At 69.7% G+C, this 21,258-nt stretch carries 18 protein-coding genes; 10 read left to right on the top strand and 8 right to left on the bottom strand.

From position 1 onward, the window contains the following. Positions 1-154 precede the first annotated feature (154 nt). Both ACIBK0_RS33155 and ACIBK0_RS33150 read left to right on the top strand, forming a co-directional pair. Positions 155-409 carry a hypothetical protein gene (locus ACIBK0_RS33155; protein WP_399088015.1) on the top strand — a complete coding sequence of 85 codons (255 nt, stop codon included), beginning with the start codon at positions 155-157 and terminating at the stop codon, positions 407-409. After that, entirely contained in the window at positions 406-1,137 is a 732-nt protein-coding gene (locus tag ACIBK0_RS33150) for a DUF2637 domain-containing protein (RefSeq protein WP_399088013.1), read from the top strand. The genes ACIBK0_RS33155 and ACIBK0_RS33150 overlap by 4 nt, the downstream gene beginning before the upstream one ends. A gap of 257 nt (positions 1,138-1,394) precedes the next feature. Here the strand turns inward: ACIBK0_RS33150 and ACIBK0_RS33145 are convergent, their stop codons facing one another. The 4 genes from ACIBK0_RS33145 to ACIBK0_RS33130 all read right to left on the bottom strand — a co-directional run bounded on the left by ACIBK0_RS33145 (position 1,395) and on the right by ACIBK0_RS33130 (position 5,729). Next, on the bottom strand, positions 1,395-2,582 hold the full coding sequence (locus ACIBK0_RS33145) for a cytochrome P450 (protein WP_399088011.1): 1,188 nt from the start codon (positions 2,580-2,582) through the stop codon (positions 1,395-1,397). Then, positions 2,572-3,345, bottom strand: coding sequence for a tRNA-dependent cyclodipeptide synthase (locus ACIBK0_RS33140; protein ID WP_399088009.1), 774 nt, complete (start codon positions 3,343-3,345; stop codon positions 2,572-2,574). The genes ACIBK0_RS33145 and ACIBK0_RS33140 overlap by 11 nt, the downstream gene beginning before the upstream one ends. 176 nt (positions 3,346-3,521) lie before the next feature. Then, positions 3,522-4,388: a calcium-binding protein gene (locus tag ACIBK0_RS33135; protein ID WP_399088007.1), complete on the bottom strand. Its 867-nt coding sequence runs from the start codon at positions 4,386-4,388 to the stop codon at positions 3,522-3,524. Between the two features lie 108 nt (positions 4,389-4,496). Continuing rightward, positions 4,497-5,729, bottom strand: a complete 1,233-nt coding sequence (locus ACIBK0_RS33130; RefSeq protein WP_399088005.1) for an MFS transporter — start codon at positions 5,727-5,729, stop codon at positions 4,497-4,499. 78 nt (positions 5,730-5,807) lie between these two features. Between ACIBK0_RS33130 and ACIBK0_RS33125 the strand changes: the two genes are divergently transcribed. The 3 genes from ACIBK0_RS33125 (at position 5,808) to ACIBK0_RS33115 (ending at position 8,292) form a co-directional block, all read left to right on the top strand. Next, the gene (locus ACIBK0_RS33125) at positions 5,808-6,773 is read left to right on the top strand and encodes an ArsR/SmtB family transcription factor (protein ID WP_399088003.1); all 966 of its coding nucleotides are present in this window, start codon (positions 5,808-5,810) and stop codon (positions 6,771-6,773) included. Between the two features lie 34 nt (positions 6,774-6,807). Further along, complete coding sequence (locus tag ACIBK0_RS33120; RefSeq protein ID WP_399088000.1) at positions 6,808-7,308, top strand: glutathione peroxidase; 501 nt, start codon at positions 6,808-6,810, stop codon at positions 7,306-7,308. Between the two features lie 87 nt (positions 7,309-7,395). Next, positions 7,396-8,292, top strand: coding sequence for a MerR family transcriptional regulator (locus ACIBK0_RS33115; protein ID WP_399087998.1), 897 nt, complete (start codon positions 7,396-7,398; stop codon positions 8,290-8,292). A 177-nt stretch (positions 8,293-8,469) separates the two neighbouring features. Here ACIBK0_RS33115 and ACIBK0_RS33110 read toward each other — a convergent pair whose 3' ends face one another. After that, positions 8,470-10,305, bottom strand: coding sequence for an MFS transporter (locus tag ACIBK0_RS33110; protein ID WP_399087996.1), 1,836 nt, complete (start codon positions 10,303-10,305; stop codon positions 8,470-8,472). A gap of 205 nt (positions 10,306-10,510) precedes the next feature. Next, positions 10,511-13,447 (bottom strand): serine hydrolase, encoded by a 2,937-nt coding sequence (locus tag ACIBK0_RS33105; RefSeq protein ID WP_399087994.1) that lies wholly within the window; start codon positions 13,445-13,447, stop codon positions 10,511-10,513. A gap of 220 nt (positions 13,448-13,667) precedes the next feature. Here ACIBK0_RS33105 and ACIBK0_RS33100 point away from each other — a divergent pair, with 220 nt between their 5' ends. From ACIBK0_RS33100 to ACIBK0_RS33090, 3 genes are all read left to right on the top strand, one after another. Beyond that, complete coding sequence (locus ACIBK0_RS33100) at positions 13,668-14,423, top strand: GPP34 family phosphoprotein (protein ID WP_369247303.1); 756 nt, start codon at positions 13,668-13,670, stop codon at positions 14,421-14,423. Between the two features lie 354 nt (positions 14,424-14,777). Next, positions 14,778-15,635 carry a helix-turn-helix domain-containing protein gene (locus ACIBK0_RS33095; RefSeq protein ID WP_399087991.1) on the top strand — a complete coding sequence of 286 codons (858 nt, stop codon included), beginning with the start codon at positions 14,778-14,780 and terminating at the stop codon, positions 15,633-15,635. Positions 15,636-15,897: 262 nt separating this feature from the next. Further along, positions 15,898-16,095 carry a DUF397 domain-containing protein gene (locus ACIBK0_RS33090; protein ID WP_399087989.1) on the top strand — a complete coding sequence of 66 codons (198 nt, stop codon included), beginning with the start codon at positions 15,898-15,900 and terminating at the stop codon, positions 16,093-16,095. A 110-nt stretch (positions 16,096-16,205) separates the two neighbouring features. Here ACIBK0_RS33090 and ACIBK0_RS33085 read toward each other — a convergent pair whose 3' ends face one another. Further along, entirely contained in the window at positions 16,206-17,045 is an 840-nt protein-coding gene (locus ACIBK0_RS33085; protein ID WP_399087987.1) for a hypothetical protein, read from the bottom strand. A gap of 81 nt (positions 17,046-17,126) precedes the next feature. Between ACIBK0_RS33085 and ACIBK0_RS33080 the strand changes: the two genes are divergently transcribed. Both ACIBK0_RS33080 and ACIBK0_RS33075 read left to right on the top strand, forming a co-directional pair. After that, entirely contained in the window at positions 17,127-17,912 is a 786-nt protein-coding gene (locus tag ACIBK0_RS33080; RefSeq protein ID WP_399087985.1) for an SDR family oxidoreductase, read from the top strand. Between the two features lie 445 nt (positions 17,913-18,357). After that, positions 18,358-19,926: a sodium:solute symporter family protein gene (locus ACIBK0_RS33075; RefSeq protein WP_399087983.1), complete on the top strand. Its 1,569-nt coding sequence runs from the start codon at positions 18,358-18,360 to the stop codon at positions 19,924-19,926. Positions 19,927-20,046: 120 nt separating this feature from the next. Here ACIBK0_RS33075 and ACIBK0_RS33070 read toward each other — a convergent pair whose 3' ends face one another. Next, positions 20,047-21,162: an ADP-ribosylglycohydrolase family protein gene (locus ACIBK0_RS33070; protein ID WP_399087981.1), complete on the bottom strand. Its 1,116-nt coding sequence runs from the start codon at positions 21,160-21,162 to the stop codon at positions 20,047-20,049. Positions 21,163-21,258: the final 96 nt, after the last annotated feature.

Raw genomic sequence — 21,258 nt, 5'->3', positions numbered from 1 at the left:
AATAATGCAATCTTCGACAAGACTGCGAAATGCATCTTCAGACTTTCGCCACCCTTGTAGTGCAATCCAATATCCACAGCGATCGACTGCCACTACCAAAAGAATTACTCTGAATGCCCGTTACCTCACTGCCGGTTACGCCCGTTAGGTGGTCGTGACGTGGAAGGAAATGTCTCTAGGTGAGGTGCGTTCGGCCCTCCGCCTCTACGAAGACCCTGAAGAGCAGGCACACTTCAACCACTGTTCGGACCTGCTTGAGGACTTCCTCAAGACGATCAGCCGGATGGAGAGTGAATACCTGCAGGCCTCCATGGAAGGAACTGGCATCACCAGTGCGGTCGTCGATGGCCTCAGGACTCAGGCCCTGGAAGGAACGTTCCGAACCAGGCTGCGGGGGAGCCGGAGATGAACAGGAGCCAGAACGAACCAGGTCTGCAGGACATGCAGTTCAACCTGAGAGCCGACCAGACGTGGTCGGGCCAACACCCCTATGACCACGACCTGTTCGATGCGGATCGCGTTCTGCACATCCCCCAACCGGCGGTCTCGCCGAACGAATGGGATCCGGCCGAAGAGCTGGCCGAGATGCTCGGCACGGCCACCACCATGGATCCTTCCTCTTCCCTGGTGGACGGCTACGGGCCCCCGCGCCACCACCGGGTCGATCGACGGCGGCCCCGGCCAGGCCAAGGGCTCCTCGTCAGGCAGCGCAAACCCATCCCTGTCGCGATCCTGGTGGCAACAATCATCGCCTGCTCGGTGACGATGTTGGGCTGGTCCCTCTCGTATTCATATAATCAACTACGCGCTATCGCTTTGCTGGTGGAGCCGCGCAACCTGGCGCAATGGTGGCCACTGACGGTATATGGGCCGTGGCTTGTGGCAGGTTTGTCCATCCTGCGGGCATCCATTCAGCGCCGACCCGCTCGCCGGTCCTGGACCGTCATGGTGATCTCTTCCGGAACGGCTGTGGTCATGTGCGTAGGCCATTCTCCGCACTCCGCACTCACCATGGTGATCGTCGGAATTCCACCTGTTACCGCCCTGGTCTGCTTCCGGGAGCTCGTCGGGCAGATGTCGTCCCCGAGCGGCCCTCGTCATGCCACTCACAGCGCGAAACACTCCAACGACGGATGACGACAGCGCCCGGCCGGGATGCCTGCTGGGCCGGGTGCTGTTCCGGTACCGCCGAAGCAAGGATGGCTGACTCCGCGCGTACCGCCTCCCTCCTGTCCGGGTGGCTGTCGGCGACCGCCGGGGCGTCGAGGGGGAAGCGGGCCGGGGCCGCGCAAGAGGTCCCGCTGCGCCGGCCGGGAGCCCCGGCGCAGCGGGCTCCCGGCCGTTCTCACAGCCTCACCTCATGACAGGCGAGCCCACGGCTCTCCCCGCACCGCTCACCACATCACCGGCAGCCGCTCGGGAATGCGCTTCATGAAACCCGTCCGCCACACCAATTGCTCGATGGGGACCGCCAGTTGGATCTCCGGCATGCGGTCGAGCAGCGTCTCCAGGGCGATCTCGGCGTGCCTCTTGCCCAGGGCCGTGGCGGGGCAGTAGTGGCGGCCGCCGCCGAAGGAGAGGTGGGCGGTGTTGTTCTCCCGGGTGAGGTCGACCCGGTGCGGGTCGGGGAACTCCTCGGGGTCGAAGTTGGCACCCTCGACGAGGACCAGGACGAGCTCGCCCGCCTTGACCTCCACGTCCCCCAGCCGTACGTCGTCCAGGGCGAGGCGCGGCAGTCCGTCCCCGATGGACAGGTTGATGCGCAGGAGCTCGTCCACGGCGGCCGGAATCCGGTCCCGGTGCGTGAGCACCTCGGCGCGCAGCTCGGGGTGTTGGAGCAGCGAGACGATCGCCATCGTCAGGAAGCCGGACGTGGAGATCACGCCCGCCCCGAACATCGTCACCCCCACCGTGGCGAGCATCTCGTCGGTCAGGTGGGCGTACTCCGGGTCGTCGCGCAGGACCGCCAGCTCGGACATGAGACCGGTCGTCGCCGGGTCGTCCAGCCGGGCGGTCATGTACGCGATGTCGCGGTCCCAGTTCAGCTTCGCGCCGGTGATCGGGCAGGCCGAGTTCATGAACGCGATGTCCAGGCTGCGCATCAGCCGGGGTGCGTCCGCATGCGGGATGCCGAGGATGTGACAGTGCATCGCCGCCGAGTACGGGTCGGCGAAGCCGCCGCGCAGGTCCCCGGGAGCGCCCTCGGCCAACAGCCCGTCGACGAGCTCGGAGGCGTACCGGCGCATCCAGTCCGCCAAGCCCTCGCTCTTCGGGTTGAGCGCCTTGAGGACGGCCTTGCGCAGCCCCGCCCCGGTGATGTTCCCCATGTTGTTGACGACCTCGGGCGGGATCGTCAGGGCGTACTGGCGTGGCACGCCGGGTGCCGAGGTGTCCTTCAGGCTGAAGCGGCTGTCCTCCAGGACCTGCTTGCACAGGTCGTACGAGGAGACCAGCCAGGCCTCGTCGCCCGCGATGGTCCGCACCCGTCGAACAGGGGTCGAGGAGCGCAGTTCCTCGACTTCGGCGGGCAGTTGGTCCCCGCGCCAGGAGAACGGGAAGTCGAGCAGGTTCTCAGCGCGCATCGCCGTCCCCTTTCTCCGGCGTGACGACGGGCGTGACGATCGCGTGGCCCTGGTTGCGGGACGCGCGCAGGCCCGAGCCGCGCGCGTACAGCAGCTCGGCCATGGGCAGCAGTTGGTGGTAGCAGTTGAGGGAGGACGGGACACCCAGGATGGCGGGGGTGTCCAGGAACAGCGGCGCCTCCGCGCAGACGTATTTCAGGCACACCTCGCGCTGCCGCTCGGTGCCCTCCCGCCCGCCGAGGACCTTCGAGGAGAGGTACGAGTCCACGAGGGCGTCGCAGGTCTCACGGAACTCCCCGTCCGTGTCGAGGAGTTCGCGGATGTGGTCGTGGATCCGTCGGTACGCCGGGTTGTCCGCGAAGTCCGACATGGCGTGGGCGGCGAGCCTCCCACCCCCCGACCCGCCCCCGGTGCCGAAGGCCTCCACCGCCGCGTTCACCTTGGCGCGTACGCCCCGCAGGTTCTTCACCGCCTTGCGTCGGGCGTCGTCGGCGGCATAGCCCAACGCCTCGTACATCTCGGCGACATGGAGGTCGGTATAGACGAAGTCGACCCGGTCGAAGTGGTCGATGCCCCAACGGGCGAGGTCATTGATCCGGCCGGCCGAGAAATAGCTGTTGCCCGGCGAGACACCGATCACGGCATGGTCGCCCGCGGCGTGAATGACCTGACAGTGGGGTGTGTAGGGCTGAACTACGAAGAGGCCGGAAGGGACGGGCCTGGGAGTGACGTGCTGGATTTCGGGAACTGTCGCAGTCGTCAACTGGAGAGTGTCCTTCGCGTCGCTAGTCCCAATGGAGCCTCGTGCTCCTGGTGTGGCGACGACGCCGCGAAGTTAGCGTTCGGACACGGAGAGTGTCAACGGGGGCCATGGCGGTGCCGCAGGTAACCCACGGCACCCGGCCGACGCTCCTCGCGCCCGCCCACGCCCGCGGTGTTTCAGTTCTGGTGGATCTTGTCGCTGCCCGGGCCACCGGAGAGATAGTCATTGCCGGCGCCCCCGTGCAGGAGGTCGTCGCCGCTGTTGCCGTACAGCTTGTCGTCGCCGGTGCCGCCGTACAGGGTGTCGTTACCCCGGCCGCCCTGGAGGAGGTCGCTGCCGGCGTTGCCGTACAGCTTGTCCTTGCCGTCGTCGCCGTACAGGGCGTTACCGTAGTCGCGGCCCTCGGCGTTGTCCTCGCTGATCCCGCCGTACAGAGTGTCGTTGCCCGCGCCGCCGTGGCAGGTGTCGCCGCAGGCCTTGAGCGTGTCGTTGCCCGCGCCGCCGAACGCGCCCTCGCTGTAGGCTCCGCCGCCTCCGGAGAGGTGGTCGTTGCCGTCCTGGCCGTAGAGGACGTCCACGCCGTGGCCGGTCAGAGTGTCGTTGCCCGGTCCGCCGTAGATGCGCGAGTACCCGCTGTTGTCGGGGTCGACCGTCGCGGTGTCGTCGCCGTCGCCGAGGTCGACGATCAGGGTGTCGAGGTCGGATGCCGAGGTGTTGGGTTCGGTGACCGTGCAGACCGCCTTGGTGTCGTCGCTCGCGTCCGGACGGACACAGCCGGCACCGAGGGAGATCTTCACGGTGTCGTCGAAGGTGTAGATGTAGTCGGCCAGTTGGGAGTCCGGGTCGGTCGCGCCGAGCGCCCAGGAGATCTTCAGGTGGTTCGTCTGACCGGCGGCCGCCGTGTAGTAGAGCTTCTGGCCGGTGGAGACCGCGGTCGCGCTCTTGGGGGTCGCGGCGTGTGCCGTCGGGACGGCGACCGCGGCGCACACGGCGGCCAGCGCCAGGGCCTTCGGCAGGGCGGCGGCGGTACGGCGACTGAACATGATTACCCCTTGGTGTGTTTCTGCGCGCTCGTGTGCGCTTTCGGTCGCCTTCTTCGACCCTGGTGACCGTGGGGTGGTTGTGGCCCCGGCCGCACAACTTTGCTCAATTCAGGGAGAGTTCACTCCGGATTGTCTTTCCCTTGGTGCGGACACCTCCGGGTGTTGGCGATCCCGGGACGCGGTACGGCCACGGAGGAGCGACGGTGCCAGCGTCAGCGTCACGGCGATCGAGGCCACGGCCATGACCGTCATCGCCGTACCGGGTGAGGTGAGTTGGGCGACGCCGCCCGCCAGCGCCGCGCTCACGCCCTGCATGGTCAGCATGCCCGCCGTGTGCAACCCCAGGGCGTGGCCGCTCAGTTCGTCCGGGATCAGGGACACCAGCCGTTCCTGCTGGATCAGGCTCGCGCCGAAGCCGATGGAGGCCACGGCCGCGGCGGCCGCCGCCACGCCGATCCCGGGCCGGAGCGCGAAGAGCAGATACGGCGTCGCGAGGAGCAGCAGGAACGGGATGCCCAGACGGGCGCGCACCCGAGGCGGGAGAAATCGGCCCGTCGTCACGTCCCCCACGAACATGCCGAACGCCGCGCAGGCGAACAGCGCGCCCGCCCGGCTCGGCGCGTACGACACGTACAGCGACTCACAGCCGACGATCAGGCCGTTGGGGACCCAGAGAAGGAGGTAGAGGGTGCGGCGCTCGGGCGAGGACCACAGGCGCGCGTTCGTGCGCCAGGTCTCCGCGACGGACGGGCGGCCGGCGGCGCGCGGAGCACGGCGGGTCAGGCCCAGGCGGGCGGTCAGGGCCGACGCCAGATACAGGGCCGCCGCCAGGAGCAGTGTGACCCGCGGGGACAGCAGCGCCACCAGGACGCCACCGGTCGCGTATCCCGTGATCTGCGCGACGCCGCTCATCATGTTGAACACCGAACGGCCCAGCAGGTAGCCCTCCTTGGCAAGGATCTCGTTCAGCAGGCCCCACAGGACTCCACCGCCGAACGACTGGACCAGGCCGAGGAGCAGGAGCAGGACGAAGATCGTCCAGATCGGAAGGCCGGGGGTCGCCATCGCCGCCGTACCGAGCGCGAAGGCGAGCGCGATGCCCGTCACCGTCGCCCGCGGCGGCAGCCGGTCCGCCGCTGAGAGCAGTGTCGTCGCACCCACGACCTGCGCCAGCGACGGTCCGAACATGCTCAGCGCGGAGAGCAGGGGCGAGTCCGTCGCGCGGTACACCAGGGTGGCGAGGGCCAGACCGCTCACCGTCGAGGCCGCGGTCTTGAAGCACGAGGACAGGAACAGCGGGGTGAACTCCCGCGTGCGGAAGAGGTCGGAGTAGCTGCGCATGGGCGGAGTCTCGGGGGCCGTGCGAGGCGGTCGTTATTGTTTCGCGCGGAGGCGAAACCAAGACGAGGGGGGCGTCGCATGGGCTGGTGGCAGGTCAACGCCGACACCCTTGCCGGAAGCCGTTTCGTGCTGTCGCCGCTCGCGGAGACCTTCGCGAGCCTGAAGGTGCTGCACGCGGGCGTGGGCGCGCATCCCGGGGAGCAGGCCTGGCTGCGGGCCCATCTGCCCGCGTACCGGAAGCGCCTCGCCCGCGACCCGGTCACCGCGCTGCTCATCCGTTCCGGGCTCGGGCGGGAGTGGATCGCCGACTTCCTCACCCCGACGCCGCACGGGGACGAGACCTTCGAGGACGAGGTCGCCCGGGTACGGGAGGCGTCACCGGACGACGCTCGCGCCCATCTCGCCGTCTCCCTTCGCGGCCCGCTGCCCGACCGGCTGGTGGACCGCGACGATCTGCCCGGGCGCGCCGCCGAGCTCCTCACCCACGTATGGGACGAGGCCGTACGGCCGTACTGGGACCGGCGACGGCGCATCCTGGAGGCGGATGTGGTCGCCCGTACGGCGCAGTTGAGCCAGGGCGGCTGGGCAGCGGCGCTGGACGCGCTGCGGCCGGGGACGCGCTGGCTCGGCGGAAACCGCCTCCAGGTCAACCTCCACGAGTATCCGCCGCGCGAAATCTCCGGAGCGCAGCTCCTCTTCGTGCCCGTCACTCCCAAGGCCGGCTGGGTGTCCTGGGAGGAGCCCCACAGGTACGCCGTCGTCTACCCGTGCGCGGGTGCGCTGGCCGACGTACGCGCCGAAGCCGTGCCCGAGAGTCTCGGCGCGCTCCTCGGACCGGCCCGCGCCGGCGTCCTCGTCCTCCTCGACTCCCCCATGTCGACCAGCCAGCTGGTCGCCGTGACCGGGCAGGGGCTGGGCTCGGTCGGACGGCATCTGAAGGTGCTGCTGGACGCGCGGCTCGTACAGCGGCGGCGGGCGGGGCGGTCGGTGCTGTACTCGCGGACGGCGGCCGGTGAGGTGCTCGTCACAGCCCAGCGGGGCTGACGGTCAAGTCATCCGCCGGAGTTAGCATCCGCTTATGACTACTGACAACTCTGTGCTTGACGTCGAAATCGGGGCCCTTCAGGGTGGCTCCGCCGATCTGGGGCAGTACAAGGGCAAGGCCGTCCTCATCGTGAACGTGGCCTCCAAGTGCGGGCTGACCCCGCAGTACGCGGGCCTGGAGCGCCTCCAGGAGCGCTACGCCGACCAGGGCTTCACCGTGCTCGGCGTGCCCTGCAACCAGTTCATGGGGCAGGAGCCCGGGACCTCCGAGGAGATCGCCGAGTTCTGCTCGGCGACGTACGGCGTGACGTTCCCGATGACCGAGAAGGTCGAGGTGAACGGGGACGGGCGGCACGGGCTGTACCAGCGTCTGGTCGGCACCGAGGACGCCGAGGGGCACAGCGGGGACATCCGCTGGAACTTCGAGAAGTTCCTGATCGGGCGGGACGGCGCGGTCGTGGGCCGCTTCTCGCCGCAGACCGAGCCGGAGTCCGCGGAGGTCGTCGCGGCGGTGGAGAAGCAGCTCGCCGGCTGACTCCGACGTGTTTGACCTTGCCCCTGGGGCAAGGGGCAACGTCCTGTGTCACCGGGCGGAAGGCGCCCGGTGACGGAGGATGGGCTCGTGCATCAGGAACACGCGCATCGGGGACCACGGTCGGAGCCCGGCCCGGCGGATCAGGAACTGCTCACGATCGGCGCGTTCGCCGCTCGCGCGCGGCTCTCGCCGAAGGCGCTTCGGCTGTACGACCGGCTCGGACTACTGGCTCCGGCGCACGTCGACGAGGCCAGCGGCTACCGCTACTACCGCGCCGGCCAGGTCGAACGCGCCCGCCTTGTCGCGCTGCTGCGCCAGCTCGACATGCCGCTCGCCAGGATCGCGGAGGTGGTCGAGGCGGAGAGCCGGGCCGGCGCCGATCTCCTCGCCGCGTACTGGGATGACGCCGAGGCACGGTTCGCGGCGCAGCGGACGCTCGCCGAGTACCTCCGTGGACGGCTGTCGGGAAGGAGTTCCGAGATGTACGGGAAGTTCGTGGTCGAGACGGTGGACGTACCGGAGCGGGTGGTGCTGACGGAGACGCGGCACACCCTGGCGGACGAGCTGCCGGTCTGGATTCCGGCCTCGCTGGGGCGGCTGGAGGAGGGCGCGGAGCAGTGCGGGGGGATCACCGGTGCGCCCTTCGTCGTCTACTACGCCGAGGTCAGCACCGAGAGCGACGGGCCTGCGGAGACATGCGTTCCCGTCGCCGACGCGGACGCCGCGCGTGTCTGGGCCGCGAAGCGGGGCCTGCCCTGGCAGGCCAAGGTCCGCGTCGAGCCCGCGCAGCGGCTCGCCTACACCCGCATCACCAAGGCGCAGGTCGCCCACCCCCAGATCCTCGCCGCCTTCGAGGCCGTCGAGGCGTGGATCGCCGAGCGGGGGCTCTCGTACGACGGTCCCTGTCGCGAGGTGTACTTCGCGGACTGGGACGCCGCGGGGCCGGAGGACGCGGTGTGCGACGTGGCGTTTCCGGTGCGATGACTCGGGCGGGGTGTTGTTCGCCCCCTCCGCCTCTGCCCGTCCCGTCCCTGGGGGCTGCCGCCCCCAGACCCCCGACTGCGCAGTTCCCCGCGCCCCTGAAGGCGCAGCCGAAAGGCTGGTACGGGACGGGCAGGGGCGGAGGGGGCGAATAAACGTTCTGAACCCGGCTCGGGCGGGTCAGCGCAGTTCCTCCGGGCAGGGGGTGCCCCGGGGGAGCTGGTACGGCGCCGCGAGGTGGTAGGTGCCCGGCTTCGGGGCCAGTAGCTCGGTCCACTTGTCGCCCGCCGCGGTCTCCTCCGTCGGCATCAGACAACCATGGAGGTTGTCGTACGTCTTCGGCACTCCCTCGGCACGGTTCTTGGACTGCTCCGTCTCCTGCGGCGGCTTCACGCTCTTGCCCTCGGCATCGACGATGCTGAGCCACGGGGAGTACGGGATCCGGATGAGAATGCGGCCCGCCTTCTTCACCTCGAGCGTCAGCTCACCCTGTTCGGCGCGGTCGACGACGGCGTTGGGCTCGGCGAGCTGGACCGGGTCCGTCACCGCGAAGAGCTGCCAGTTCGCGTCGCCCCAGATCTGGCGCAGATACGGCATCCCCCGCTGGACCAGTTCACGCTCCCGCTCACCGCCGTCCCCGTCCGGTTCGCCCTTCGGCAGCACCACGTAGTGGACGGCCCAGCGCTGCAGCCATTCGTGGTAGTTCGCGGAGTTGAGGGTGTCGTCGTAGAAGAGCGGGTTGCGCTCCATGTCGGCCTGGCGGTTCCAGCCACGGGCGAGGTTGACGTACGGGGAGAGGGCGGAAGCCTCGCGGTGGGAGCGGGCCGGGACGACCTCGACACGGCCCTTCTCGGCGCCCACCACCTGGAGCTGATGGACGAGCGGGGCCAGCTCACGCGCCCAGGACGCCGCCGGGGTCGTATGCACGATGTCGTCGACCGCCTTGAAGCCGATCCACCCGTTGAGTCCGATGAAGGCGACGACGATCGCGTACCACTTGCGCGACTTCGGCACGGTGAAGGGCAGGGCCGCCAGCAGCACGACTCCGCCGAACAGCATCGCCAGGCGCGAGATGTTGGTGCCGATCTGCGAACTGATCAGCCAGACGCCGAGCACGGAGGCGCCGTACACCGCCGCCGTGATCCGTACCGTCTTCCACTCCTCGGGGACGAGGACGAAGACCAGGACGGAGTACAGGAAAGGCAGGATGACCGAGTAGAAGGCCATCGGCTGGGTGCCGGAGAAGGGGAACAGCCAGGCCGATACGGCGACCACGACGGCGGGCGCGATGCCGAGGGCGTACGCGCCGGGGCGGCGCTTCTGCAGGAACAGGGCCACCGCGACCAGACCGACGAACAGTCCGGCGACCGGCGACGCGGCGGTCGCCAGTGCGGCGAGCGGTGCCGCGCACAGGGCCTTCGCCCAGCGTTTGTAGCGCCAGCGGTAGGGCCAGCAGAAGACGGTGGCGGCCGCGGCGAGCGCGAACACCAGGCCGAGGCCGTAGGTCACCCGGCCCGAGATGGCGTTGCACAAAAGCGCGAAGACGCCCGCGAAGGCGGGCCACAGCGGGTTCTTCACCGCCCGGCTGCGTATCAGGATCATCGTCAGCAGGGCCGCCGAGATCGTCCCCGCGATCATCATCGTCGTACGGACGCCGAGCACCGACATCAGATACGGCGACACCACGCTGTACGAGACCGGGTGCATCCCGCCGTACCAGGCGAGGTTGTACGCCGAGTCCGGGTGCCGCCCCACGAACTCCGCCCACGCGTCCTGCGCGGCGAGATCCCCACCACTGTTCGCGAACGTGAAGAACCAGACGACATGGAGGACGCCGGCAAGAGCGGTGGCGACGACGACGGGGTGGCGCAGGAAACGGCTCAGGCGGGTGCTGTGCTCCGGCTTGGACTCTGTGTCCCGCGCTCTGTCAGGGGTAGGGGCGCGCAGCGGTATTCGCGGGCCTGCCCCTGGGCCCGGATCGGCGTCGTCGGCGTGTGTCGGCTCCGCTGTCGCCACTGCAAGGCTCTCCCGTGTCCCGTTGTCCGTTCTGCGCCGGGAGCCGCGGCCCACGACCAGCCCCGAGGCCACTCAGCGACGCTAGCACGCACCCCGCCGGGGAGCGCCCCGGGTGTGGCTCCGCCCGTGGGGTGCGGTGCGCCGCTTCGTACCCGGCGTACGTCACCGGTGCGTATCGCAGTACGTCACCGGTGCGTACGTCCGTTCAGCTGACGCGGGTCAGCTTGGCGCCGAGGCCGGGCTCGGCGAGGTCCGACTGGAGCGCGACGGGGATCGTCACGGCGTGAGTGGAGCCGTCGCCGACGGTCAGCCGGCCGACGACCGTGCCGGCCTTGCCGGAGTGCGGGACCGTTTCGCCGTCCTCGTCACCGATCGACAGCTTCGTCTTCAGGCCGGGCCAGCCGACCGCCGTCATGTTCTTGGTGGCGACGACGGGCGTCTGGCCGCCGAGCTGGTCGTCCACGTAGCCGACGACGTCGCCCTTCTTCACCACCGTGGCGGAGGTCAGGCTCTGCTGGACCTTGTCGATGAGCTTCTGGCTGTTGGTCAGTGCCAGCTGGAGGCTGTCCCAGACCTTGCCGGTGCCGGCGTTCTGGCCGAGCACCGCGCCGTAGACCGTCTGCGTCTTGCCGTTCACGGTCTTGGTCGCCGCCCACACCAGGTTGCCGCCCGCGGGCGTCGACGAACCGGTCTTCAGACCGATCACGCCGACCTGCTTCACCAGCAGGTCGTTGTTGTTGTAGATGGGCTTGTCGAGGCCGGGGATCTTCGCGCTGGCCATCGAGACGATGCTGCGGAAAACCTCGTTCTGCATCACCGCCTTCGCCAGCTCGAGCTGGTCGGTGGCGGTGCTCACCGTCGTCTTCTGCAGACCGCTCGGGTCCGTGTACGTCGACTTCGTCATGCCGAGCTTCTTCGCCGCGGCGTTCATCTTGCCGACGAAGGTCTTGTTGTCGGAATCCCAACGGGCCAGCAGCCGCGCCGCGTTGTTGCCGGACGGGATCATCAGCATCTGGAGCATCTGGCGCTCCGTGAACTGCTGCCCCTTCGACATCGCCGCCGTCGACTCGTCCGGCAGCTTCGACTCGTCCTCGGCCTGCTGGTCGACGGTGATCTTCTCGCCGCCCTCGTTCCCCTTCAGCGGGTGTTCCTGAAGGATGACGTACGCCGTCATGATCTTGGCGACGCTCGCAATGGGGGCGGGCGTCTGCTTGCCCTCCGTGCCGAGGCTGCCGACGCCCTCGACCTCGATCGCCGACTGTCCCTGCCCCGGCCAGGGCAGGTCGAGTTTGCCGCCCTCGAACGTGTACGTCTCGTCGGCGGTGAGCGCGAGTGCCGGAGTCGGGAGCGGGCGCACGGCCTGTACGACTGCAAAGATCACCGCGAGCAGCAGGACCATCGGGGTCCAGATCTTGACCCGCCGCACGATCGTCCGGACCGGGGTCTGCGGGGGCGGCGGCGTGTTCGTCAGCTCGGCCAGCAGATCCAGCGGGGGCTTCGGCGGCAGCGGCTGCTGGGTGGTGCGCTCGGGCCCGACCTGCGGGAGCGCGGCGGTGGCTGCCGCCGGCTTGTCGGCGGTTCCCGGGGCGGGGGCTGCCGCCGGCTTGGTCGCGGTGCCGGGAGGCGGAGTGGTCTTCGGCCTCGCCGGGGCGGCCGGCTCGTCGAGGGGCTTGAGGGCGACGAACTTGCTGGTGCGCTCGGCGTCGGACTCGCGCTTGGGCGCGGGCTCGGTCGCGGGCTTTTCAGTGGTCGGCTTGGTGCCACCGCCCAACTTGAGCATGGTGGTGGGCTGGTCCACGGCCGGGGGCCGGGGTGCCTTGAAGATCGCGGTGGGCTGGTCGACCGGGGGCTCGGGGGTGGTGGAGTCCTTGGCGACCGTGGAGGCGGCCTTCGGGGACGCCGCCGAGGGCCCGTTCGGGGAGTCCTCCGTGGTGCCCTTCGGGCTGGGGGTTGCGTCCTCGCCCGAGGTGTCGTCGACGGACCTGGACTTGGACTCGGCGCCTGACGCGGAGTCGGAGGCGGCCGCGGAACCGGCCGCGGTCTCGGGAGCACCGCTGGAGGCAGACGCGGAGCCGGAGTCCGCGGCGGACGCAGACGCGGCCCGGGCGCCGGAGGCGGACGCGGACGAAGACCCGGCGTCGGCCTCGGAGGTGGAGGTCGATGCCGAGCCGGAGGCGGCGGCGGCCTCGGAACCGGGCGCGGTCTCGGCCTCGCCCCTGGACTCACCGGCGGCAGAAGCCTCGTCGCCGGCGGACGCAGAGGCTGAGGCGGACGCCGAGGCGGCGCCGGGGGCGGACTCGGCACCGGGCGCGAAGCCGGAGCCGGGGTCGGGCGCAGAGCCCGTCGCGCTCTCGGCCTGGCTTCCGGTCTCGCCGGCGGCCTGCGCGGAGCCGGCGCGGGACGCGGAACCGGCCGCGGTCTCGGCCTTGCCGTCGGACTCGTCGGCGACGGAGTCCTCGTCGGAGACGGAGTCCCGGCCTTCGACCGCTTCGGCGTACGAAGCTGACGCCTCGTCGGACGCCGGCTCGGCCCCCGACCCGGACGTCGCCGCGGCGCCGTCGGCAGCCGCGTCGGTGTCCTCCCCGCGGGAGTCCCCCGCATCGCGCGGCGAGTCCACGCCCGACGTCGCCGCGTCGTCGCCGTCGCCGTCATCGGTCGGTTCGTCGTCGTCCGCGGCTACGTCGGAGCCCTCGGAGTCCGTGGAGCGCCCCGCGTCGGAGCCCTCGCCGTCCGTGGAGCGCCCCGTGGCAGCGTCACGGTCGTCGCGACCGGACTCCCCGGTGGCCGGGGAGTCGTCCCCGTCGGCCCCGGCCACCCACGCGGCCACGGCCGCCCGCAGTCGGGAGTCGCCCTCGGAGCCCTTCTCGCCGGGCTCGGCGGAGTCCCCCCGCTCGGCACCCGCCAAGGCCTTCGTGGAGAACACCGCCGTAGCCTGATCCACCCGCACCGTGGCGGCCCGCTCGCGGGCCACCGCCATGCGGGGGTCGACCGAAGCCGGGGCCGGGGTCGAGGCCGACGCGGCACCTCGCGCCGGACCCGGAACCGCGGCCGGGGCCCCCGGCGTCGGTTCTGCCGACGACGCCGACGACTCGTGTTGCTTCGACCTGTCGGGGGACTCGCCCGCCACCGATGCCTCCTCCATGCGGCACACGCCCTCCGTGCGCCAACCGAACCGTCAAACCCTGCAACCGCCGCCCGGACACCGCTGTCCGAACCATGTACCAGTGTCCTGTGTGAGGGCTTAACCCCTGCGGTAGACGAGAACGACATACCTACCGGTTCCACTACATTCCGGTCACGCGCCCTCGACAGACCAATGTGAGAGGGGTCACCCTGTCATTCATCCACGCGGGGAGGCATGGATGGGCAGGAGCCGCAGAACACTTCCGGAGGAGCTTCTGCTGCTGGCGTTGGACCCGACCACGGGTACCACCGCACAGCCGCAGTCGCTCGACCTAGGTCTGGCCGGAGCACAGCTAGTGGAGCTGGCGCTGGCCGGACGGATAGCCCCAGACGGGGATCGTATCGCCGTGGTGGCCCCACGGCCGACTGGAGATCCAACACTGGACTGTGCGTTGGAACTGCTGCGCCGACGCGGAGCACCCGTACGCGCAGTGAACTGGATTGGTGGACCCCGACTGGGACTTCGCCAGACCTACCTCTCGCATCTGGAGAGGTGCGGCATGGTCCATGCCGTGGCCGGCCAGATGTGCGGGGTGCTGCCGACGACTCGCTACCAAGCGACGGACACGGCGATCAGCCGGGAGATCAGGTCCCGGCTGGACAGCGCGATCCGCACCGGCGTCCCGCCGGACCCGCGGACCGCGGCGCTCGCCGCGCTGGCCCATGCGGTCGGTCTCGGCAAGCACCTGTATCCGGGTAATGAGGGGCGTTCGTCCCGTTCCCGGCTGCGGGACCTGATCAGGCACGACCCCATGGGCGGTCTCGTAGCTCACGCGGTCATGGACGTCCAGAACGGTGTGGCCGCACAACCGCGCCGCAGCCCGGCACCGGCAGGCCGCCCGGCCACTGCCGGAGTCAGGACCGCACCGGAACCCGCCCGCGGTGTTCCGATGCAACCGCGCCGCGGTTCCATGGCGCGAGCCGTGGCCCACTGAGCCGCAGCCCCACGGCACCCGGCACCACACGCAGTATCAGCACCGCCAGCACGACCAGCACCGCCAGTACCTCAGCGCCGCACCGCAGTCCCCAAGACCGGTTCGGGAGCCGCTGGCTCACGCGGGGCGATGAGGCCGTACGTCCGGACGACGACACGGCCTCATCGCCCCGCGCGGCCGCATCCGCGCGAGCCTCGACGGAGGCCGGGGCAGCCGCATATACACGCCGGATCCTCGAACTGGCGCCTACCCAGCGCATATCCGCTGTTTCCCAGCGGTAGAAAGCACCTTGGTGGCAGTCTGCTCAACAGCAGATACGCAAAGTAGAGGTCCGCAGCCGGAGGTGCACGTCCCGTGGCGTCCAATGTCAATCCCACTGTCCGGCGGCGCCGGCTGGGCCAGGAACTGCGTCGGCTCCGCGAGCTCAAGGGCATGACGGCCGAAGAGGTCGCCGAGCGGCTGCTGGTCTCCCAGTCGAAGATCAGCCGATTGGAGAACGGACGGCGCAGTATCAGCCAGCGCGACGTCCGCGATCTGTGCGGAGTCTACGAGGTCGACGACCACCGGATCGTGGACTCGCTGATGCAGATGGCCAAGGACTCGCGGCAGCAGGGCTGGTGGCACTCCTTCGGCGACATCCCGTACAGCGTCTACATCGGGCTCGAAACCGACGCCGCGTCACTTCGCGTCTACGACCCCCAGGTCGTCCCCGGCCTCCTGCAGACCCGGCCGTACGCCGAGGCCCTGATCGCGGGCGCCCTGCCCGAGACCGCGCCCGGCGACATCGACAAGCGGGTCCAGGTACGGCTGAAGCGGCAGGAACGAATCTCCGCCCCCGACAACCCGCTGCGCCTGTGGACCGTCCTCGACGAGGCCGCCCTGCGCCGGGCCGTCGGCAACCGCTCCGTCATGCGCGACCAGTTGGAACACCTCGTCGAGCAGTCCCAACTGCCGCACGTCACCGTGCAGGTGATCCCCTTCGACATGGGGGCGCACCCGGGACTGAACGGCCAGTACGCGATCCTCGAGTTCCCCGACGCGGCCGACTCCAGCGTCGTCTACATCGAGGGCGTGACCAGCGACCTGTACCTGGAGAAGGCGAACGACGTCCAGAAGTACAGCGTGATGTACGAGCATCTGCGGGCGCAGGCCCTGAACGTGGAGCAGTCGCGTCAGTTCATCGCCGACATCGCGAAGGAGTACGCGCGCTGAGGCCGGGACGGCGGTCTCGCCGAGGCGCATGACGGCAGCCCCGCCGGGAAGGTGCCGGACAATACACCTTCGCCACACCAGTGCGGAAGACCCCCATGGAATATGCCATCCAGTCGAGTGAATAGTCGCTTCGTGGGCCGATGTTGGCGAGTAGCGTCGATCACGCCACCGAACAACAACGTTGGCGCAAACCGAGCAGCGGGTTCCGGAGCGAACCAGCAGCGCGGTGACAGCAACTCAACAACTCGCTACTGGAGCGAACATGGCAATTCAGCAGGGCGCCACCGACACGTGGACCAAGTCTTCCTACTCCACCGGCAACGGCGCCTGCGTCGAGGTCAAGTCCCCGGTTCTCGCGACGATGGCCGTACGCGACTCCAAGGTCCCCCAGGGCCCCACGCTGGCCTTTCCCGCGGACGCCTGGAATGCCTTCGTGGCCGAGGTGAGCCGGGGCGTTTAAGACCTCGCCTGACACATGACCACAGACAACTTCATACGCGTCACGTACAGAGCCCTCTCGACTGGCCCGCCGTCCCGGCCGAGGGGGCTCGGCCTTACCGAACCCGGCGGCTACCTGAGCCGGTCCACGTACCGGTCAGTCCCCGGCACCGTAGGAATGAACGGCGCCACCAGCTCCACCCTCCCCAGCCCCGATTCGCCGACCGCCGTGTCCAGCCCTGTGAAGTACTCCTCCCAGCACTCCCGCGGATCCGCTTCCAGGAACCACAGCAGGGTCAGCCGGGTGTCCACGCCCTCGACCTGCTTGACGTACGTCATGCGGTCGCCGGGGAGGGGGGTGGGGCGGAAGACGGTGACCATGGCCGCGGGTGAGCCCGCGAGGCGCTTCGGCAGGTGCCGGGAGCGCAGCCACTCCAGCAACTCGGCGCGCTGTGCGGCGGATTCCGCGTCGACGACCTCGACCACCAGGCCCGCGTACGGGTGGTCGAGGGCGTGGAAGTCGCGGGGACCGGCGGCCCCGTCCCGGTAGACGGTGGCCTCATGGTCCTGGAAGGCCGTGAAGACGTGCGTACGGTCCTGGTAGACGCGGCCGTCCCGGTTGAGCCGCTTGTTGATGCCGACCGTCCACTTCATGTGGTCGTCGTAGCGGCCTTCGGTGACCCAGTACGTGGAGATGTAGCAGCCCGCGGTGACCGGCTGGGCGATTGCCGACTTCTCCGGGTAGCGCAGGAGCTGGAGGTCACGGGTCGCCACCCAGCGACGCCCCGCGTACATCCAGGGCATGGCCATCGCGCCTGCGTAGTAGTGGTCGTCCTCGTACCAGCGGTTGTACGCGTACTCGTGGCCCGGGTGCGGTTCGACCATGGTGATCAGGGCGTGGCCCGGGTGGACGCCGTACGGGCCGAGGGCGGCCAGTTCGCCGTACGTCTCGCTGCGGGTCTCCTCCGACATGACGATCCCCTTCCTTCTTCCGCCGGACGCCCATACTCTGACGCTCCGTCAGACAATGCGCCAGAGCCAGGGAGGCTTCCGATGTCACTGCTCGCGGGCAAGACCGTCGTCGTGTCGGGAGTCGGGGCCGGTCTCGGCCATCAGGTCGCGGCGGCCGTGGTGCGCGACGGGGGCAACGCGGTGCTCGGTGCGCGTACGGAGGCGCACCTGGCCAAGTCGGCGGCCGAACTCGATCCGGACGGCGCGCACACGACCTACCGTGCGACGGACATCACGGACGAGGGACAGTGCGAGGCGCTGGCCGCGCTGGCGACAGAGCGGTTCGGCGGGATCGACGCGGTCGTCCATGTGGCCGCCTGGGACAGCTACTTCGGCGGCCTGGAGGACGCCGACTTCGCCACCTGGCAGTCGGTCATCGACGTGAATCTGCTCGGCACCCTGCGGATGACCCGCGCCTGCCTTCCCGCGCTCAAGTCGCGCGGCGGCGCAGTCGTCATCATCGGCACCCAGTCGTCGGTGGCCGCGCCGAGTCAGGTGCGGCAAGCGGCGTACGCGGCGTCGAAGGGCGCCCTGACGAGCGCGATGTACTCCCTGGCGAGGGAGCTCGGCCCGCATCGGATACGGGTCAACACCGTGCTGCCGGGATGGATGTGGGGCCCGCCCGTCGAGGCGTATGTCCAGTTCACCGCTCACACCGAGGGCGTGCCGGAGGCGGACGTACTGGCCCGGCTCACCGAGCGGATGGCCCTGCCCGAGCTGGCCACGGACGGGGATGTGGCGGACGCCGCGGTGTTCCTGGCGTCGGACCGGGCGCGCGCGATCACGGGACAGTCGCTGCTCGTGAACGCCGGCGAACTCATGCGGTAGGCACGGCCGTCGCGGCTCCCTTCCCAGTCGCACGGGACCCGCATCCCGTACGCCCGTCGTCTCTGTCGTCCTGCCGATCGCCGCCGATCGTCGTGGCGATCGGCGAGTTGATGTCCTGCTGACGAAGTGCCCGCTCATCGTGTGTTCCACGTCACGAGCACGACAACAGCCCTACGGGTAAAGTAGAGGCAAAAACGTTCTGCTTTCTGATCTGTGTTCATATCTGTGACCGCGAGAGGTCTTGACCGGCTGGTCGAACCAGCGGTTCAATCCCCGAAGTCCCCGCTCCCGCACGGGGGCGCCGCCCTCCCCCAAGCTCTCGGCTTCTCCCCCAGTGCCTCAAGGGCCTGGGAGGTACCCCCAGAGCAGGGGGGACCCCCATGCGTACTGGCGAAGTGCCGTCCGGTATCTGCAGGTTCACAAGGCGGACCCCTGGAGGGGGCACATGAACGGTCTCGACTGGGCCGTCCTGGTCGCGTACTTCGGCGTCATGACCGCGATCGGTATCTGGTCCCACAAGCGTGTGGACGATGTCAGCGACTTCTTCACCGCGGGCGGCAAGATGCCGTGGTGGCTGTCCGGCATCTCGCACCACATGTCGGGCTACAGCGCGGTGATGTTCACCGGGTACGCCGGCATCGCGTACACCTACGGCATCACCTCGTACGTCACCTGGGCGCTGCCCATCGCCATCGGCGTCGCCATCGGCGCCAAGGCCTTCGCGCCCCGGCTCAACCGGCTGCGCTCCCGACTGCACGTCGCCTCGCCCCTCGAATATCTCAAGGACCGCTACAACGTACCGACGCAACAGGCGCTCGCCTGGTCCGGCATCCTGCTGAAGATCGTGGACGTCGGCGCGAAGTGGGCCGCGATCTCGACCCTGCTCACCGTGTTCACCGGGGTCACCCTCACCCAGGGCATCGTCATCACCGGTGGCATCACGGCCGTGTACTGCACGATCGGCGGGCTGTGGGCCGACGCGCTCACCGAACTCGGCCAGTTCGTCATCCAGTTGCTCGCCGGTGTCTCGATGCTGATCATCGCGCTGAACAAGATCTCCGACCAGGGCGGGCTGTCCAAGGCTCTCGACTCGCCGAAGCTGGACGGTCACGGGGACGGCTTCGCGGGCCCGTATCTCACCGTCTTCTTCATCGCGTATCTCTTCATCAAACTCTTCGAGTACAACGGCGGCATGTGGAACCAGGCCCAGCGCTACATGGCCACCGGCAGCGCCAAGCAGGCGACGCGCTCGGCGTTCCTGTCCGCCGGGCTGTGGTTCGTGTGGCCGGTGATCCTCTTCATCCCCATGTGGCTGTCGCCGCTCCTCGTCACGGCGAAGAAGCCCGACGGGTCGGACGCGTACGGCCTGATGACCGAACAGCTGCTCCCGCACGGCCTGTTGGGCCTGGTCGTCGTCGGGTTCTTCTCGCACACGATGGCCATGTGCTCCTCCGACGCGAACGCGATCGCCGCCGTGTTCACCCGGGACGTGATGCCGGTGCTGTCGAAGGCCGCGCGGGCCTGGGACACCCGGACGGGCCTGGTCGCGGGCCGCGTCACCACCGTCGCCTTCCTCGGCTTCTCCATGGCGGTGGCGACGCAGGTCAACTCCCCCACGTTCAAGGACATCATCACGGTCGTCATCAAGTGGGTGGCCGGTCTGATGGGCCCGATCGCGATCCCGTTCATCCTGGGTCTGCTCCGGCCGTTCCGTAAGTCCGGCCCGACGGCGGCCCTCACCAGCTGGGCCTGCGGTCTGCTCGCCTTCTTCTTCGTCAACTACAACCTGGACTTCTCCCAGCGCACGGATGTGAAGCTGGAGTACCAGGTCTCCGTCCCGATGGTCATCTCCCTCGTCCTGTACATCCTCATCGGTTTCCTGAGGCCCGAGGACACGCCTGAGCGGGACGCGATCATCGAGAAGATCAACACGGATGACGACGGTGCGGCCTCCGCGGCCGTTCCCGCGCCGGCGGGGGCGCCGGACGGGGTGGCGACCCCGGTGAAGGACTAGGCGGTTTTCGTCCCCGCCGCCCCTACCCGTCCCGTCCCTGGGGCTCCGCCCCGGATCCCGTTCGCGCTGTTCCCCGCGGCCCCGAAAGGGGCGCGGGGAACAGCGCGCACACCGTAGGCCTCAGCCCCGTGGATACCGGCTCAGCCAGCCGGGCGACGACCCGCCCGGCCCGTGCAACGCCGGGCCCTGCGTCATCTCCATCGCGAAGTCGTCCGCGAGGACCAGCATCGTGGGACGGCCCTCCAGCTCCGCCAGCCAGGCCGGCGGAAGGGCCGTCTCGCCGTGCAGCGCCCCCAGCAGTCCCCCTGTGAGGGCGCCCGCCACACCCGAGGCCCCACCCTGGTTCACCGCCAGGCACAAGCCGTGCCGGATGTCCTCCCCGACCAGCGCGCAGTACACCGCGACCGCGAGCAACCCCGCCGCCGTGCCGTCCCCTGCTAGCTCCTCGACTCGTCCGGGCGACGGCATTCCCTGCCGTACCGCGCCCAGAGCGTGCTGGAGCGCGTCGGTGACGGGCTCGTGCCCCGGCCGCGCCGCGAGGATCGCGAGGGCCCTCTGCACGGCCGCGTCGAGGCTCTCGCCGCGGGCCAGCGCGTGCACGATCACGGCGTACCCGCCCGCCGACAGATACGCCGTGGGGTGCCCGTGCGTCTGCGCGGCGCACTCGACGGCGAGCTGCACGACCAGCTGCGGCTCCCAGCCGACGAGCAGCCCGAAGGGCCCGGAGCGGGCGGCCGCCTCGGGCCCGAGCTCGCCGGGGTTCTTGGGCGCGTCCAGCGTGCCCATCGTCTCGTCGCCGAAGCCGAGCAGACAGGAGCGTGCCGGGTCGCGGCGGGCGTACAGCCACTCCTCGCGGGCCAGCCAGCCGTCGTCCTTGCGGCGCTCGTCGGGCCCCCAGTCGCTCTGGGTGGCCGCCCAGCGGCGGTAGGCCCGGTGCAGATCGGTCGGCGGATGCCAGGCGCCGGTGTCGCGGCGCACCTGGGCACGGATCAGCCCGTCGACGCTGAACAGCGTGAGCTGCGTGAGATCCGTGACGGCGCCGCGCCTGCCGTACCCGAAGGCCAGATCGGTGAGCCCCTCCGCGCCGTACGCCTCCCGGATCTCCGCCACGCCGAGCCCGTCGACCGGCGCGCCCAGGGCATCGCCGAGCGCCGCGCCGAGCAGCGTCCCGCGCACCCTGCTCCGGAAGTCCTGCTGTTCGGCACGGCCCCAGACGGCACCGGCTGTCGCACCCACCGAGACCTCCCCAGGAACCGCCCGTACGTCCGACAGCTCAGCACTGTAATCGAACGGGAACGGTCGGTTCAGGGCCCGGAACGGTATGCGCAATGT

It is taken from the genome of Streptomyces sp. NPDC050564 (genome assembly GCF_044457265.1).
Lineage (GTDB): Bacteria > Actinomycetota > Actinomycetes > Streptomycetales > Streptomycetaceae > Streptomyces.
Note: the sequence above shows the minus strand (reverse complement) of the source record. Positions and strands in the feature narration are given on the sequence as shown.

Bases quoted from the DNA above. Each gene is read 5' to 3' on its own strand.
- ACIBK0_RS33150 (WP_399088013.1), top strand. From the start codon at position 406: ATGAACAGGAGCCAGAACGAACCAGGTCTGCAGGACATGCAGTTCAAC.
- ACIBK0_RS33145 (WP_399088011.1), bottom strand. From the start codon at position 2,582: ATGCGCGCTGAGAACCTGCTCGACTTCCCGTTCTCCTGGCGCGGGGAC.
- ACIBK0_RS33135 (WP_399088007.1), bottom strand. From the start codon at position 4,388: ATGTTCAGTCGCCGTACCGCCGCCGCCCTGCCGAAGGCCCTGGCGCTG.
- ACIBK0_RS33130 (WP_399088005.1), bottom strand. From the start codon at position 5,729: ATGCGCAGCTACTCCGACCTCTTCCGCACGCGGGAGTTCACCCCGCTG.
- ACIBK0_RS33125 (WP_399088003.1), top strand. From the start codon at position 5,808: ATGGGCTGGTGGCAGGTCAACGCCGACACCCTTGCCGGAAGCCGTTTC.
- ACIBK0_RS33120 (WP_399088000.1), top strand. From the start codon at position 6,808: ATGACTACTGACAACTCTGTGCTTGACGTCGAAATCGGGGCCCTTCAG.
- ACIBK0_RS33105 (WP_399087994.1), bottom strand. From the start codon at position 13,447: ATGGAGGAGGCATCGGTGGCGGGCGAGTCCCCCGACAGGTCGAAGCAA.
- ACIBK0_RS33100 (WP_369247303.1), top strand. From the start codon at position 13,668: ATGGGCAGGAGCCGCAGAACACTTCCGGAGGAGCTTCTGCTGCTGGCG.
- ACIBK0_RS33090 (WP_399087989.1), top strand. From the start codon at position 15,898: ATGGCAATTCAGCAGGGCGCCACCGACACGTGGACCAAGTCTTCCTAC.
- ACIBK0_RS33085 (WP_399087987.1), bottom strand. From the start codon at position 17,045: ATGTCGGAGGAGACCCGCAGCGAGACGTACGGCGAACTGGCCGCCCTC.
- ACIBK0_RS33080 (WP_399087985.1), top strand. From the start codon at position 17,127: ATGTCACTGCTCGCGGGCAAGACCGTCGTCGTGTCGGGAGTCGGGGCC.
- ACIBK0_RS33075 (WP_399087983.1), top strand. From the start codon at position 18,358: ATGAACGGTCTCGACTGGGCCGTCCTGGTCGCGTACTTCGGCGTCATG.